This is a genomic window from Mycolicibacterium duvalii (assembly GCF_010726645.1).
GTDB classification, from domain to species: Bacteria; Actinomycetota; Actinomycetes; order Mycobacteriales; family Mycobacteriaceae; genus Mycobacterium; species Mycobacterium duvalii.
Genome location: NZ_AP022563.1, coordinates 5,213,309 through 5,228,649, shown reverse-complemented (window position 1 = coordinate 5,228,649; position 15,341 = coordinate 5,213,309). Strand labels below are relative to the sequence as shown.

At 67.8% G+C, this 15,341-nt stretch carries 16 protein-coding genes; 2 read left to right on the top strand and 14 right to left on the bottom strand.

Annotated features, from left to right (window positions below; all coding sequences use genetic code 11):
- Position 1 precedes the first annotated feature (1 nt).
- Positions 2-844, bottom strand: coding sequence for an SDR family oxidoreductase (locus G6N31_RS24795; protein ID WP_098003177.1), 843 nt, complete (start codon positions 842-844; stop codon positions 2-4).
- Positions 845-890: 46 nt separating this feature from the next.
- Positions 891-1,787, bottom strand: a complete 897-nt coding sequence (locus G6N31_RS24790) for an enoyl-CoA hydratase (protein WP_098003270.1) — start codon at positions 1,785-1,787, stop codon at positions 891-893.
- A 77-nt stretch (positions 1,788-1,864) separates the two neighbouring features.
- Here G6N31_RS24790 and G6N31_RS27100 point away from each other — a divergent pair, with 77 nt between their 5' ends.
- The gene (locus G6N31_RS27100) at positions 1,865-2,029 is read left to right on the top strand and encodes a hypothetical protein (RefSeq protein ID WP_098003178.1); all 165 of its coding nucleotides are present in this window, start codon (positions 1,865-1,867) and stop codon (positions 2,027-2,029) included.
- Positions 2,029-3,486 (top strand): alpha,alpha-trehalose-phosphate synthase (UDP-forming), encoded by a 1,458-nt coding sequence (locus tag G6N31_RS24785; RefSeq protein WP_098003179.1) that lies wholly within the window; start codon positions 2,029-2,031, stop codon positions 3,484-3,486. Before G6N31_RS27100 ends, G6N31_RS24785 begins: the two co-directional genes overlap by 1 nt.
- Before the next feature lies 1 nt (position 3,487).
- Here the strand turns inward: G6N31_RS24785 and G6N31_RS24780 are convergent, their stop codons facing one another.
- The 12 genes from G6N31_RS24780 to G6N31_RS24725 all read right to left on the bottom strand — a co-directional run bounded on the left by G6N31_RS24780 (position 3,488) and on the right by G6N31_RS24725 (position 15,202).
- Positions 3,488-3,982: a mammalian cell entry protein gene (locus tag G6N31_RS24780; RefSeq protein ID WP_098003180.1), complete on the bottom strand. Its 495-nt coding sequence runs from the start codon at positions 3,980-3,982 to the stop codon at positions 3,488-3,490.
- Positions 3,982-4,671 (bottom strand): Rv1363c family protein, encoded by a 690-nt coding sequence (locus G6N31_RS24775; protein WP_098003181.1) that lies wholly within the window; start codon positions 4,669-4,671, stop codon positions 3,982-3,984. The genes G6N31_RS24780 and G6N31_RS24775 overlap by 1 nt, the downstream gene beginning before the upstream one ends.
- Positions 4,671-6,362, bottom strand: a complete 1,692-nt coding sequence (locus tag G6N31_RS24770) for an MCE family protein (RefSeq protein ID WP_098003182.1) — start codon at positions 6,360-6,362, stop codon at positions 4,671-4,673. The genes G6N31_RS24775 and G6N31_RS24770 overlap by 1 nt, the downstream gene beginning before the upstream one ends.
- Positions 6,359-7,540 carry an MCE family protein gene (locus G6N31_RS24765; RefSeq protein ID WP_163722368.1) on the bottom strand — a complete coding sequence of 394 codons (1,182 nt, stop codon included), beginning with the start codon at positions 7,538-7,540 and terminating at the stop codon, positions 6,359-6,361. Before G6N31_RS24765 ends, G6N31_RS24770 begins: the two co-directional genes overlap by 4 nt.
- Complete coding sequence (locus tag G6N31_RS24760) at positions 7,537-8,916, bottom strand: MCE family protein (protein WP_098003183.1); 1,380 nt, start codon at positions 8,914-8,916, stop codon at positions 7,537-7,539. Before G6N31_RS24760 ends, G6N31_RS24765 begins: the two co-directional genes overlap by 4 nt.
- A complete protein-coding gene (locus tag G6N31_RS24755) occupies positions 8,913-9,971 on the bottom strand; it encodes a virulence factor Mce family protein (protein ID WP_098003184.1) in 1,059 nt (352 codons plus the stop codon). Before G6N31_RS24755 ends, G6N31_RS24760 begins: the two co-directional genes overlap by 4 nt.
- Entirely contained in the window at positions 9,964-10,998 is a 1,035-nt protein-coding gene (locus G6N31_RS24750; RefSeq protein ID WP_098003185.1) for an MCE family protein, read from the bottom strand. The genes G6N31_RS24755 and G6N31_RS24750 overlap by 8 nt, the downstream gene beginning before the upstream one ends.
- On the bottom strand, positions 10,998-12,200 hold the full coding sequence (locus G6N31_RS24745) for an MCE family protein (protein WP_098003186.1): 1,203 nt from the start codon (positions 12,198-12,200) through the stop codon (positions 10,998-11,000). Before G6N31_RS24745 ends, G6N31_RS24750 begins: the two co-directional genes overlap by 1 nt.
- Positions 12,201-12,224: 24 nt before the next feature.
- Positions 12,225-13,067, bottom strand: a complete 843-nt coding sequence (locus tag G6N31_RS24740; RefSeq protein ID WP_098003187.1) for an MlaE family ABC transporter permease — start codon at positions 13,065-13,067, stop codon at positions 12,225-12,227.
- Positions 13,064-13,828: an MlaE family ABC transporter permease gene (locus tag G6N31_RS24735; protein WP_098003188.1), complete on the bottom strand. Its 765-nt coding sequence runs from the start codon at positions 13,826-13,828 to the stop codon at positions 13,064-13,066. Before G6N31_RS24735 ends, G6N31_RS24740 begins: the two co-directional genes overlap by 4 nt.
- A gap of 260 nt (positions 13,829-14,088) precedes the next feature.
- Positions 14,089-14,997: a 3-oxoacyl-ACP reductase gene (locus G6N31_RS24730; protein WP_179964237.1), complete on the bottom strand. Its 909-nt coding sequence runs from the start codon at positions 14,995-14,997 to the stop codon at positions 14,089-14,091.
- A gap of 13 nt (positions 14,998-15,010) precedes the next feature.
- Complete coding sequence (locus tag G6N31_RS24725; RefSeq protein WP_098003190.1) at positions 15,011-15,202, bottom strand: ferredoxin; 192 nt, start codon at positions 15,200-15,202, stop codon at positions 15,011-15,013.
- Between the last annotated feature and the right edge of the window lie 139 nt (positions 15,203-15,341).

Genomic DNA, 15,341 nt, shown 5'->3' with positions numbered 1-15,341 from the left:
GTCACTCCGGAACGACGCCGCGCAGACCGTCGGCGCCGAACACCGGCTCCAGCATCGACGAGAAGTCGGGTCCGCGGCGCAGCATCATGCCGCCGTCGACGTTGATCACCTGACCGGTGATGTAGCTCGACGCGTCGGACAGCAGGAACACCGCCGCGTCGGCGACGTCCTGCGCCTCACCGGGACGGGGCAGCGGGGTGGCCTCGGCGTAATCCCCGCTGACCTCCGGGGACATGAAGATCGCCGCCACCAGATCGGTGCGGATCAGGCCGGGCCGCAGACAGTTCACCCGCACCCACGACGGGCCGAGTTCGTCGGCGGCCAGCTTCATCAGGTGATCTACCGCAGCCTTGGACACCCCGTACGCACCGAACCACCGGTGGGTGTTGCTCGCCGCGATCGACGAGATGCCGACGAACGAACCGCCGCCACCGCGGACCATCTCCCGCGCCGAGTGCTTGAGCACATAAAAGGTTCCGTTGACGTTGAGGTCCAACAGGTTCCGCCAGGCCGCCGAATCGAGCTGCGGGATGGGGCCGATGGTGTCGCTGCCGCCGGCGCAGTTCACCACACCGTAGAGCCGCCCGGTCCACGCCGTCGCCGCCGCGACCGCCCGGATCACGTCGTCCTCGTCGGTGATGTCCCCGGCCTCGAACCGCACCGCGCCACCACTGTCACCGGCCGCGGAGGTGATCTCGTCGGCCGCGGCAGCCAGCTTGTCGGCCGTGCGGCCCATCAGCATCGCGTTGCCGCCGGCGGCGACGACCGCCTCCGCGACGGCCTTGCCGATGCCGCTGCCACCGCCGGTGACCAGAATCGTCCTGTCCGACAACGAGATCTGCACCCACTGCTCCTTCGATGAGCTGACTGGAACCGGTTCTAGTTATACGTCACGGCTCGTCGCGGCGGGCCAGCTTCGGCGCGCCGAGCGTGCGCCAGTCCGGCACGTTGGGGGGCAGGCCCACCGGGTAGCGGTTCTCGTTGTAGGCCGCCCAGTGCGCGTGGCCGAGCTCATGGATGTGGAACGCGTGACGCAGGGCCTCGGTGAAACCCATCGCGTCGCTGGCGGCATTGACCGAATCCTTGACCAACAGCGCGGCCATCGTGGGCCGGTCGGCGATCCGTCGGGCGAACTCGAGTGTCTTGTCCTCCAGTTGTTCGCGCGGGAAGATCTTGGACACCATGCCGAGGCGGTGCGCCTCGTCGGCGTCGATGGAATCCCCGGTGAGCAGCAGCTCCTTGGCCTTTCGCGGGCCGAACTCCCACGGGTGCGCGTAGTACTCGACGCCGGGCATGCCCATCCGCACGCCGACCACGTCGCTGAACCGCGCGTCGTCGGCAGCCACGATCAGATCGCAGGCCCAGATCAACATCAGCGCCGCGGAGATCGCGTTGCCCTGAACCTGGGCGATGGTGATCTTGCGCAGGTCGCGCCACCGGCAGGTGTTCTCGAAGAAGTAGTGCCACTCCTGCAGGTAGGTCTTCTCCGCGATCGCCGGCCGGGTCGCACCGTTGGAGCGGAACGTCGGATGCTGGTCCGGCCCCGGCGCGCGCTCGGCCAGCGCGGCCTCCGACCCGAGGTCGTGTCCGGCGGAGAAGTTCTTGCCGCGCGCAGCCAGGATGACCACCCGCACCTCGTCGTCGGCTTCGGCGCGGGCGAAGGCCTCGTCGAGCTGTACCAGCAGAGTCCGCGACTGCGCGTTCTGCGCATCGGGCCGGTTCAGCCAGATCCGCGCGATCCGTCCCTCGTCGAGGGTTTCGTAGGTCACCTGCTCCGGAGTTGCCACGTCGGCCACATTACGGCCCCCGGTGTATCGGCCGACACACCGGCTGAGTACTCACCTGCAGTGACTAGAGTTGTCTCATGCCAGCGAAATCTGATCCTGCCGACCTCGGCGACGTCGAACCGATCGCCGACAGCACCGAACGCCAGGCCCGCCGCGTGGTCGCCGCCTACGCCACCGACGCCGACGAGTGCCGGGTGTTCCTGTCGATGCTCGGCATCGGACCGGCGAAGCTCGACGCGTAATGACGTCGGCGGGCGGTCCCGAGGTCCGCTCCGGGGCCGACTTTGTCGTGGTGGCCAACCGGCTGCCGATCGACATGGTGCGTCGGCCCGACGGCACTGTCGAGTGGAAACGCAGCCCGGGCGGCCTGGTCACCGCCTTGGAGCCGCTGCTGCGCCGCCGTCGCGGTGCCTGGATCGGCTGGGCCGGCGTCCCGCACGATCCGGACGACCCCGACGCCGAAGAACCCATCGAGGACGGTGATCTGTACCTCGTCCCGGTGCGGTTGTCGGCCGACGACGTCGCGCAGTACTACGAGGGGTTCTCCAACGCGACGCTGTGGCCGCTGTATCACGACGTCATCGTCAAACCCACCTACCACCGGAAATGGTGGGACCGCTATGTCGAGGTGAACCGCCGCTTCGCCGAGGCCACCGCGGCCACGGCTGCCGAGGGCGCCACGGTGTGGGTGCAGGACTACCAGCTGCAGCTGGTGCCGAAGATGCTGCGGATGCTGCGACCGGACCTGACCATCGGCTTCTTCCTGCACATCCCCTTTCCCCCGGTCGAGCTGTTCATGCAGATGCCGTGGCGCAGCGAGATCATCGAAGGGCTGCTGGGCGCCGATCTGGTGGGCTTCCACCTGCCCGGTGGCGCACAGAACTTCCTGATCCTGGCCCGCCGGCTGCTGGGCGCCAACACGACGCGCGCGTCGGTCGGGGTGCGGTCGCGCTTCGGCGAGGTGCAGCACGGCTTCCGCACGGTCAAGGTCGGCGCCTTCCCGATCTCGATCGATTCCACCGATCTCGACCAGCAAGCCCGCAGCCGCGCCATCCGGCAGCGCGCCAAGGAGCTGCGCGCCGAGCTGGGTAAACCCCGCAAGATCCTGCTCGGAGTGGACCGGCTGGACTACACCAAGGGCATTGACGTGCGGCTGAATGCGTTCGCCGAGCTGCTCGAGGAGGGCCGCGTCGACCGCGAGGACACCGTGTTGGTGCAGCTGGCCACGCCCAGCCGGGAACGCGTCGAGAGCTACATCGTCATGCGCGAGGACATCGAGCGCCAGGTCGGGCACATCAACGGCGAGTTCGGCGAGGTCGGTCACCCGGTGGTGCATTACCTGCACCGCCCGATCCCGCGGGAGGATCTGGTGGCGTTCTTCGTCGCCGCCGACGTCATGCTGGTGACGCCGCTGCGCGACGGCATGAACCTGGTCGCCAAGGAGTATGTGGCGTGCCGCAGCGACCTCGGGGGTGCGCTGGTGCTCAGCGAGTTCACCGGCGCGGCCGCCGAGCTGCGCCAGGCCTACCTGGCCAACCCGCACGATCTCGACGGGGTCAAGAACGCGATCGAGTCGGCGCTGAACCAGACCCCCGAAGAGGGCCGGCGACGGATGCGCGCGCTGCGCCGGCAGGTGCTGGCCCACGACGTGGACCGCTGGGCCCGAGCCTTCCTCGACGCCCTGGCCAAACAGGACTGACTCAGATCGGCGTGATGTGGTCGATCAGCCACTTCCCGTCGATCTTCTGGTAGTCGACCCGTAGCCGGCTGCCGTCGTAGACGGGTTTGCCGGCCTTCTCCGTGACCGTGCGGTTCATGTACACCATCACCGAGGCGGCGGTGCGCTCGGCGTCCAGCACCCCTGCCCCGACCACGTTGGCCTGGCTGACCAGCTGGCGTTCGCGCGCCTGCGGGATGATCTCATTGGTGGTGCGTTCGATGAACTCGTCGCGGTACTCGGGCGTCAGGAACTGGTACACCTCGGTGAAGTTGGTCTCCACCGTCTGGTAGTCGAAGCCGAAGACCCGCGGGATCTGTTCACGCGCAAGCGGGGTGACCTCGTCGCGGGCGGACTGCTCACCGTTGCGCTGCACCGCGTCCCAGTACAGTGAGCCGCCCACCGCGGCGAGCGCGACCACGGCCGTGCCCAGCAGCACCGCGACCGATCCGATCAGCCTGGCTGTCCACTTACCCATCAGTTGCCGCCGTCGGGGTACTTGACGTCGTAACCGGTCATGTGGCCGTTGTCGTCCTCGTGCACCGTGATGCGCAGCCGGTAGGGCTGCGATGGCGCGTTGGTGCCGTCGAGGTCGGTCACCGTCACCCGGACCGACACCAGGACCTCTGCGTTGTTCGCGATCTCGTCGACGCTCTCCAGCGCGGCACCGTTGATGACCGCTTCGGAGTTGGCCATGGTGCTGCGGAAGATCGCCTTGAGGTTGTCGACGTTGTTGTTCTGACTGAGCATGTCCCGCAGCGGGCCGCTGGTGCTGTCGACGAACCTGTCCACGCTCTGGTCGATGTTGTCCTGGTTGTAGCTGAACATGTTCACCACGACCTGTGATGCGGTGTCGACGAACCGCTGCTCCCGCTGCGCGACGGCTTCGTCGGCGCGCTGCTGGACCAGCATCGCGAACACCCCCCACGACAGGACGGCCAGCAGGATGACCGCCGCGGCCAGCGATGCGAGCAGCACGGCCCGCCGGTTGGGCGTCCGGCGCGGCGGCGGCCCGGGCCGGCTGACCGGCCGGGCAGCCACGGTGCCGACCGGGACGTTGACCGTCGCCGCCGCGCCCGCGGCCGGGCCCGCCGCGCGGGACGCCTTACGGCGCTGCCGCCCTGGGGGTTTGGTCGCCAGGCCTGTGGCCGACGGTTGACTGCTCACTACACCTGCTCCGGAGACAACATCAGATCTACCCAATTCTCGGCCGGCGCTTGCTTGGCCAGGCCCGGGGCGAAGACGCCGGTACCGCCCTGCGGATCGACGAACACGCCGGTGTTCTCATCATAGGTGGCCACTGAGGTCCCGCTGGCCAGCGCCGCCTCGGCGGGCAGCGGTCCGGGCGCCGGTGCTGGTGCCGGTGCCGGAGCTGGCGCCGGCGCCGGCGCCGGTGGGGTCCGGCCGTAGGGCGGCACCACGTGGTCGGGCGGCGAGAAGTACGGCCACGGCGGCGGGATGCCCGGCTCGACGGGCGGCACCGGCAGCGGGTAGGGCGCGTGCGGCGCCGGTCCGGGTCCGGGCGGCACACCCGGCGGCAACTGCACCACCGGCGGCCCGGGATCGGGATCCACCTGCGGCGGGATCATCGGGAACTTGTTCGGCGGCAGGATGTTGCGGCCGTCCTCGATCGGGGTGCCGACCGGTACCGGCGGCCCGCGCCACGGGTTCGACCCGATGGGCACGTACCCCTTCGGGTCGCGGCAGAGCTGGATCGTCGGTGCGCGCTTGCCCGGGTACTCCATGCAGGGGTAGTTGCGCGCGCCGCGGACCACGCTGGGGTCGTTGTGCGGCACCTTGCAGTACATGTCGGTGGGCAGTTCGCGCACCGTGGTGTCGGCCGGCGACCGGATCTGGGTCGGGGGGATGAAGCCGACCGAGCACGGCGGCGGATCCCCCAGATCGATCTTGAAGTCGAGCTTGCCGCCCTCGTCTGTCGGCACCCCACCGCCGACGGTGAGCAGCGCGGCGAACAGGGCGGGGAAGATCACCAGCGCCTGTTCGATCGACTTGTGGTAGATCACGCCGATGCGGCCGAAGTTGGCCAGGTTGGCCGCCAGCATCGGGAACGACGGCCGGATCCCGGTGAAGGTCTCGTTGGCCACCTCGATCGTGCCGGGTGCGGTCTGCAGGGTGGTGCGCAGCTGCGGATCGGCGTTGGCGACCTCGGTGGTCAGCCGCGCCAACCCGTCGGCCAGCGACCGGATGTCGTCGCCGCTGCGGATCTGAGCGGCCAGCAACGGACCGGCCTGGTCGATGAGCTGCTCGACCGGCTGGTAGTTGGCGTTGGCCTCGTCGACCAGCAGCCGGGCCGACTCGATCATCCGCGCCAGCTCGGGGCCCGACCCGTTGAATGCCGCGAACGACTCGCGCAGCAGATCCTGCAACCGGGTGTTGCCGATGCTGTTGACCAGTGCGTCGGCGCTGTCGAGCAGTCCCGAGATGTCCTGTCCGATCTCGGTGCGGTCCAGCCCGATGTCGGCTCCGTCGGCCAGCATCTGCTCCGAGGCATCCTCGGGCGGCACGAGGTCGATGTACTGCTCACCGATCGCGGACATGCTCTTGACGGTGGCGGTCACATTCGCCGGCACCGGGGTGCCGTTGTTCAGACGCATCCGCGCCACCACGCTGTCATCGGACAGCGCGACCGACTCCACCCGCCCGACGGTCACGCCCCGGTAGGTGACGTTGGCGTTCTCGTAGATGCCGCCGCCCGCTTCGAAATTCGCCGACACGTTGTAGACGCCGATCCCCAGCGCGGCCGGCACCTGCAGATAGAACAGCGCCGTGGCACCGACGGTGATGACCGTGACCAGCGCGAAGATGCTCAGCTGGATGCGGGTCAGACGATCGATCATCGCGGTGGCTCCCCTCCGGCCGGTCCCGGCGGGATCTTGAACGGGTCGGCAGCCTGGCCGGACAGGTTGGCCATGGACCCGATCAGGAAGTCGGGCGGGTTGATGATCTCGTCCATGCGTTTCATGTTCGGGTCGAGGCCCAGCGACGTGGTGAACACCGATTCGCCGATCCGCCGCAGGGTCAGGTCGAACGTGGTGAACACGTTGAGGTAGTCACCGCGGACGGCGCGTTTGATGTTCTTGCTGACGAACGGGAAGGTCGGCAACAGCTGCAGGTCCTTGACCAGCTCCGACCGGTTCTCGCTGAGCGCCTTGATCACCGGATAGAGGCTGACCAGGTCGGCGGCGAAGTCGTCCTTGGTCTGCGAGAGCATCCGCGACGCGACGTTGGCGAAACTGCGCAGGGCGGTGAACGTCTCGACGATGCTGGCCCGGTTGTTGTTGAGCACCTCCAGCGCGCCCGGCAGCGTGTCGAGCGTGCGGCCCAGGCTGTCCCGGCTGCGGGCCAGGATCCCGGCGAAGCGGTTCAGACCGTCGGCGGCGGCGATGATGTCGTCGGTCTGCTCCTGCAGCGACGCGGTCAGTTCGGCCAGCCGCGGGATCAGGTCGGTGAAGCGGTCCCGGCGACCGGCGACGGCCGCGTACGCCTCGTCGGTGATGTCCTGCAGTGCGCCGAGGTTGCCCTTGTTGACCACCACCCCCAGGGAGGACAGCACCTCTTCGGTGGTCGGGTAGCGGCCGGCGCGGTCGATCGGGATGCGCGAACCGTCACCGAGCCGGCCCACCGGCCGCTCGCCGACGGGGGCGGCCAGCTCGATGTGCTGGGAACCCAGCAGCGAGGTCTGCGCGACCTGGACCTCCGAGTTCTCGGGCAGGTTCACGTTGCCCTCGATCGACAGTTGCACCGCCGCGTAGAACGTGCCGTCGGCACGTTGGACCGCGTCGATCCCCGAGACGCTGCCCACGGTGACGTCGTCGACCATCACCGGTGAGTTCTGCGGCAGGGTGGCGACGTCGGGCAGCTCGACGGTGACGTCGAACGATCCGGGCCCGTGCCCGGCGGTGCCGGGCATGTTCAGCGAGTTCAGACCGCCGAACTGGCAGCCGGCCAGCAGCGCCGCGCCGCTGCCGATGGCGACGGCGCGCACCGACCAGCGCGTGAGTGTGCGCGCGCTCATCGCGGTCCCTCCCCGGCTGGCAGCGGCCCCGGTCCCGGCGCGGCGCCGGGCTGGCCGTGCGCGGAGTCGGCCACGGGCGCAGCCGCGTCGGTCTTGGGCAGGAAGAACGTGCTCAGATCGGCGTCGATCGGCACCTCCGGCGGGGTCACCCCGGGCGCGTTCTGCCACTGCAGGTAGGGCACCGGTGTCTTCGCCTTCGCCTCGGTCGCCGGGGTGTCGTAGATGATCTGACCCTTGTAGGCGGTGATGCTGTTGATCGGGTGGAACATCACCGGCGGGTAGTTCATCGTGATGCGCTTGAGCACCGGGCCCATCCGCTGCCGGCAGATCTCGGCGCGCTTGTAGTTGTCGGTCGACATCGCCGCATCGAACGTGCCGCCACAGATGAACTGGACCGGGTTGGCGAAGTTGGGCAGCGACAGCACGCCACCGACGGTGCCCTGGGCCGGGTTGTAGATGTTGTAGAAGTTCGCCAGGCCGTTGGGGGTCACGTGCAGGATCTGCTCGATGTCGTCGCTGTGCTCGGTGAGCAGGTTGGTGAAGTCGGTCAGCCGGTTGACCTGACCGATGAGCGCCTCGTTGTGCTCACCGAGGAAGCCGCGGACGTCCCCGAGGGCCTGGTTGAGCGTTCCGAGGGTCTGGTCGAGCCCGACCGTGCTGTCGGCGAGCACCTGCGACACCGACGCCACGTGGTTGGAGAACTGCACGATCTGTTCGTTGCTGTTCGACAGCGCATCGACGAGCACCTGCAGATTCCGGATCGTGCCGAAGATGTCGGTGCGTGAGTCGCCGAGACGCCCGGCGGTCTGCGACAGCTCGCGCAGCGCCTGCCGGAACGAGTCGCCGTTGCCGTCGAACGTGTCGGCGGCCTGGTTGACGAACGAGGCGATCGGGCCCTGCACATCGCCCGCCTGCGGCCCGAGCTCCTGCGCCAGTTCCGTCAGCTGCTCTTTGACCTCGTCCCACTCGACCGGCACCGCGGTCCTGTCGAGCCCGATGGTGGCGCCGTCGGCCATCGCCTCACCGCCGGTGTAGGCGGGAGTGAGCTGAATGAACCTCGCCGACACCAGATTCGGCGCGACGATGAGAGCCTTGGCATCGGCGGGCAGCTGCACCCCGTGGTCGAGTGTCATCGTGATCCGCACATCGGAGGCGCGCGGGTCGATGGAGTCGATCTTGCCGACCGGGACGCCGACGATGCGCACGTCGTCGCCGGGATACAGCCCGACCGCGCTGGTGAAGTACGCGACGATCTTGGTGCCGCTGCGCGTGGGCCAGACCAGGAAGACCCCGACGGCGAGCACGACGACGAGCAGCAGTGCCAGCGAGGCGCGTACCGCGCGGCTGCGTGTGTTGATCTTCTCGGTGATACTCATGGCGACTTCGGCCTGATGATGAGCCGCTCGGAGATGTATCCGCGCAGCATGTCGGAAAGGCTGTCCGGCAACTTGCCGGGCTGGAAGTAGAAGTCCAGCAGCACCTCGGCGATGGGTGCCGGCGGCAGACCGTACAGGTTGATCTGGAAGCCCGGCGCCGAGCCGACGACCTCGCCGAGCGCGGTGGCATACGGCGGCAGCCGACGCAGCGCCTCACCGATGTGCTCGCGGCGTTCGAGCAGGTTGTCCATCACCAGGTTCAGCTTCTCCAGCGCGGGCCCGAACTCGCGACGGTTGTCTGCGACGAACCCGGAAAGCTGTTCGGAGACATCGTCGATGCCGGCGATGAGGTTCGACAGCGCCTGGCGCCGCTCGTCGAGCGCGGCGAAGAGCAGGTTTCCGTCGGTGATCAACTGGTTCACCTGACCGGATCGGGCCGCCAGCGTGTCCGAGACCCGCTTGGCGTGGCCGAGCAGTTGCGCGAGTGCCTCGTCACGCTTGTTGAGGGTGCGCGACAGGTCGGCGATACCGTCGAGCGCGCCGCGCAGCTGCGGTGTCGCGTCGCGCAGCGAAGCGGTCAGCGTCTGCAACGCCTGCTCGAGTTGGGGCTTGTCCAGCGCGGCGGTGTTGCCGCCCAGATCCTGCAGTGCGGTGTTGAGCGTGTACGGAGTGGTGGTGCGGCCCAACGGGATCACCGTCGACGAACCGCCACCCTTGGGTGTCACCGACAGCGACTTCTCCCCCAGCACGGTGTCGGTCTTGATCGCGACCAGCGATTGGTCACCGACGGTGATGTCGCGCTTGACGGTGAAGGTGACCTTGGCGGCGTCGCCGGCCAGCGCCACGTCTTTGACAGTGCCCACGGGGATGCCCGAGACGTTGACGTCATTGCCGGGGGTGATGCCGCCGGCGTCGGAAAAGTAGGCCTCGTACGTCTTGCCCTGCGGGAAGAACGGCAGGCTGGTGTAGCCGAAGGCCACGATCACCAGACACGCCACCAGCACGATGCCGAAGATGCCGGTGCGCAACGGATTCGAGTCGTCGGCCTTAGCCATCCTCCGAGCACCTCCCCTTCGACGGGTCCGGCGGACCGCCGAACGGAACCAGGATGTCGCTGCCCGCGGGGCCGTTGATCTTCAGCCGGGTCGAACAGTAGAAGATGTTGAAGAACGAACCGTAGGCCCCCAAAGCGTTGAGCCGCAGGTAATTCTCCGCGAGCGGTTCGATGACCTCGTTGACCTCGGCCTTGCGGTCGTCGAGCTCGGTGGCCAGCGGTCGCAGCTGCTCGATGACGCCCTGCAGCGGTCGGCGCGAGCTCTTCAGCATCTCGGTCAGGTCGTTCTCCGCGGTGGCCAGAGGGCCGATCGCGCCGGCGATCGGGTCGCGACCCTCGCTGAGGCCCGTGATCAGCTGCTGCAGCCGATCGACGCTGGCGTCGAACTCGGCGCCCTTCTCGTCGACGGTGGCCAGCACGATGTTGAGGTTGTCGATCACCTCGCCGATCAGCTGGTCGCGGGCGGCCAGGTTCTGGCTGAACGCACTGGTGCTGGCCAGCATGCTCGACAGCGCGCCCCCCTGGCCCTGCAGCAATTCGATGACCGCCCCGGACAGTTCGTTGACCTTCGACCCGTCGAGGCCCTTGACCACCGGGCGCAGCCCGCCCAACAGCGCGTCCAGATCGAGTGCCGGCGCGGTGTTCTCCTTCGGGATCATCCCCCCGGGCGGCAGCTTACGTAATTCTCCCGGGCCCGAGGTGATCTCAAGGTAGCGGTCGCCGACGAGATTCTCGTACCGGACCGCCGCGCGGGTCGAGGTGTAGAGCTGATAGCGCTCGTCGATGTCGAAGCTGACGTCGACGGTGTTGTCCGGGTTGAGCGTGACGTCTTTGACCGAGCCGACTGGAACCCCGGCGATGCGCACGTCCTGACCGGACTTCAGCCGCGAGGCCTCGGAGAAAGTGGCGCGGAAGGAGTTGCTCGAGGCGAACCGGAACTCGCCGAACACGACGATCAGCATCGCCGCGACCAACAACATCACCACGGTGAACACCGAGACACTGATCAGGTTGCGCCGGTCAGACATCAGAAATCATCCCGTTCCGCGAACGCCCCGTTGAACAGGAACTGCAGCGTCGACGGCGCGTCGAACTGCAACTCGGTGTTCGGCTGATAGGGGACGTAGGCGTTGTCGGTGACCAGGAACGGCGCACGGTACCACGAACCGCCGTACTGCTTGGACGGCATGTTCGGCAGACCGCGGCAGTTGGGGCCGCCGGTCGCGTTGACGATCGGCAGGCTCTCGGGATAGGTGTAGGCCGGCGAGCCGGGCAGGAAGTTCGACGAGACGAACAGACCCGGCCGGGTGCCGCCGATGATCGGGCCGAAGCGGTCGATGGCCAGGTCGATCGCCTGCAGCAGGCAGGGATACTGCGGCGAGTAGTCGCCGAGCACCTTCAACGGGACCCGCAGCCGCTGGATCGCCGCGATGTAGTCGTCGGCGCCCGGCTCCAGGGTCGCGGTGCCGTTGTTGGCCAGCCCGGTGGCCGCCAGGAGCGTGGTGGTCAGGTTGTCCTGCTCATCGACCACCGTGGTGGCGATCGCCGGCGCGTTGTCGAGGATGCGGGCCAGATCAGGTCCCGCGTCGCCGTAGATGTCGGCGACGACCGCGGTCTGGCGGATGTCCTCGCGCAAGGTCGGCAGCTTCGGATTGAGCTGCGCGAGATAGTAGTTCAGGCCGGCGATCAGCTCGCCGAGATCCTCGCCGTTGCCGCGCAGCCCCTCGGCGAGCGCCGAGACCGTGGCGTTGAGGTTGATCGGGTCGATCTTCTCGAGCAGGTCGGTCAGGTCCTGGAACAGCGTGTTGACTTCCAGCTGCACGTCCTGAGCGGCGACCTCGGCGCCGGGCTGCAGCGCGCGACCGGTGCTCTCCTCCGGGGGCAGGAACTCCACCGACTTGGCACCGAAGATCGTGGTGCCGCCGATGCGCACCCCGGCGTTGGCGGGGATGTAGCCCAGGTCGGAGCGGTTGATCGCGAGCGTGAGCTTGGCGTCGCGGCCTGCGTACTCGATCGACTCGACCTTGCCGACCTGGATGCCGCGGTACTTGACCTTCGCATCCTGTTCCATCACCAGCCCGGCCCGCGGCGAGAGCACGGTGATCTTGTCGGTCGGCGTGAACGCCGCGGTGTAGGACAGGTAGGTGAACACGGCCGCGGCGAGCACCACTGCAGCCAGGATCGCCGCAGCGATCCTCACATGGCTGCGCTTGGCGTCACCGTCGGACATCGTCTTTGTTCCTTGCCCTTTCGCTTATCCGGAGAGGTTGAAGTTGCCGGACGCGCCGTAGACGGCGAGCGAGATGAACAGCACGATCGTCACCACCACGATCAGTGACGTGCGCACGGCCTGACCGACCGCGATGCCCACGCCGACCGGGCCACCGGAGGCGTTGTAGCCGTAGTAGGTGTGCACCAGCATCACCGCCACGGCCATCACGATGGCCTGCAGGAAGGACCACAGCAGGTCACTCGGTATCAGGAACGTGTTGAAGTAGTGGTCGTACAGGCCGGCCGACTGCCCGTTGATGTAGACGGTGGTGAAACGCGCGGCGAAGAACGCGGCGAGCACCGACAGCGCGTACAACGGCACGATCGCGATCAGCCCGGCGATGATCCGGGTGGACACCAGGTACGAAACCGCGTGCACGGCCATCGCTTCCACGGCGTCGATCTCCTCGGCCACGCGCATAGCGCCCAACTGTGCCGTGGCGCCGGCCCCGATGGTGGCCGCCAGCGCGATGCCGGCGATGACCGGCGCGACGATGCGCACGTTGAGGAACGCCGACAAGAAGCCGGTCAGCGCTTCGATGCCGATGTTGCCCAGCGAGGAGTAGCCCTGCACCGCGATGACGCCGCCGGAGGCCAGCGTCATGAAAGCCGCCACCCCGACCGTGCCGCCGATCATGATCAATGCGCCGGTGCCCATGGACATCTCGGCGATCAGCCGGATGGTCTCCTTGCGGTACCTGGTGGCCGCGTTGGGGATGTAGCGGAAAGTCTCGCCGTAGAACAGCGCCTGCTCGCCGATCGAGTCGACGACTCTGGGCACCCCGCGCAGCATCCTGCGCAGGCGAAGGGTGGCGTCGTAGCTCATGCGTCCAGCACCCGCACGCCGACCGCGGTCATCAGCACGTTGATGACGAAAAGACAGATGAAGGCATAGACCACGGTCTCGTTGACGGCGTTGCCGACACCCTTCGGGCCGCCCTTCACGGTCAGACCGCGGTAGCAGCCCACCAATCCGGCCACCACGCCGAACAGCAGTGCCTTGATCTCGGCGAGGATCAACTCGGGCAGGCCGGTCAGCACGGTCAGTCCGTTGATGAACGCGCCCGGGTTGACCCCCTGCAGGAACACCGAGAACACATAACCGCCCGACAGGCCGATCAGGCAGACCAACCCGTTGAGCAACAGCGCCACGAACGTCGAGGCGAGCACGCGCGGCACCACCAGGCGCTGGATGGGATCGATGCCCAGCACTCGCATCGCGTCGATCTCCTCGCGGATGGTGCGCGCACCGAGGTCGGCGCAGATGGCCGTGGCTCCGGCACCGGCCACGACGAGCACCGTGACCACCGGACCGAGCTGGGTGATGGTGCCGAATGCGGTCCCGGCGCCGGAGAGGTCGGCCGCACCGATCTCGCGCAGCAGGATGTTCAGCGTGAACGCCACCAGCACGGTGAACGGAATCGCGACCAACAGCGTCGGGACCAGCGAGACGCGCGCGATCATCCAGGTCTGATCCAGGAACTCGCGGAACTGAAAGGGACGACGGAAGGCTTTGACGAAGGTGTCCAGGGACATTTCGACGAACCCGCCCACGGCCCGCGCAGGCGCCGCAAGCTGTTCGATCAAGTCGACTCCGTTCCTTGGGGACGGGGCACCGGGGACCCGGCCGTGGCGAACAACCGCAAAACGTCCGCCCGCGCCGCCTCCCCGCCCTGGTCAGATACGTTGCTCCTGGTGAGCCGGATCATACTAACTAGAACGTGTTCGCGGTGTCAAAGCTGGCTAATGTGACGTAAGTTGTTATGTTTGCGCACGTCAAAGCAACTGTGACCCAGGTCATTCTAGAACGTGTTCTAGTAGAGTGCGGCGCTGCGGCGCCCCCGTGGTCAGTTCGGGTCACCCAGCCCCATGGCCGCGGAGAAATTCCGCTCGGGGTCGCGGTCAGCAAAGTAGTCCGCCAAGGTCTCCGACAGCAGTGTCGGATCCCAGATGTCCCCGTCGGCGGTGAATTGCCGCTCGGCCGTCGGCGCCGCGAGCAGGGTCACGGTCGGACCATAGACGATGAACAGCTGTCCGTTGACGGCTTCACTGGCCGGTGACGCCAGATAGTGCACGAGATTGACGACGTGCTCCGGGGACAGCGGGTCGACCGCGCCTTCCGGCAGGTCCGGCGCGTCGCCGAAAACGCCGGCGGTCATCGCGGTGCGGGCTCGCGGCGCGATGGCGTTGGCCCGCACGCCGAAGCGATGCAGCGCACGCGCGGCCGACAGGGTCAGCGCGGTGATACCGGCCTTGGCCGCTCCGTAGTTGGGCTGGCCCACCGGTCCGGACAGACCGGCCTCCGATGAGGTGTTGATGATCCGGCCGTAGACCTGACCATCGCCCTCTTTGGCCTTGCTCCGCCAGTACGTCGCGGCATTGCGGGTCAACAGGAAGTGGCCCCGCAGATGCACCGCGATGACCGCGTCCCACTCCTCGTCGGTCATGTTGAACAGGATGCGGTCACGCGTGATACCGGCGTTGTTGACGACGATGTTCAGACCACCGAGCCCATCAGCGGTCTCGACCAACTCGTCGGCGGTGCTGCGCGCACTGATGTCGCCGGCCACCGCGACGCCCTTGGCGCCGGCCGCGGAGATCTCGTCGAGCACGTCGGAGGCGTCCAACGCCGATGCGATGTCGTTGACCACCACGGTTGCGCCGGAACGGGCCAACCCCACGGCCTCGGCTCGGCCGAGGCCCGCGGCGGCACCGGTGACGACCGCGACGCGGCCGGACAGATCAGTGTGACTCAATTTACGAATACCTCTAGTCGCGGCGGATCAGGGCAGCTCGGGGGCACTCATTGACGGCCTGTTCGGCCAGCGCCTCCTGGTCGGCGGGCACCGGGTCGGCCTTGACGACGGCGTAGTCCTCGTCGTCGAGGTCGAACAGGTCCGGGGCGATTCCGACGCACACCGCGTTGCCCTCGCAGCGGTCGCGGTCGACTTCCACTCGCATGAGTTCCTCCTGTCGGTCCTTCGCTGATGGTCCGAGCTCGGTGGTCAGTGTCGCACCACCCTGGACCCCAAGACTAGAACGTGTTACAACCGGGGAACCGCCGAGGTGTGCGTTGACAGCTCGGACGGCACCTTCGGAC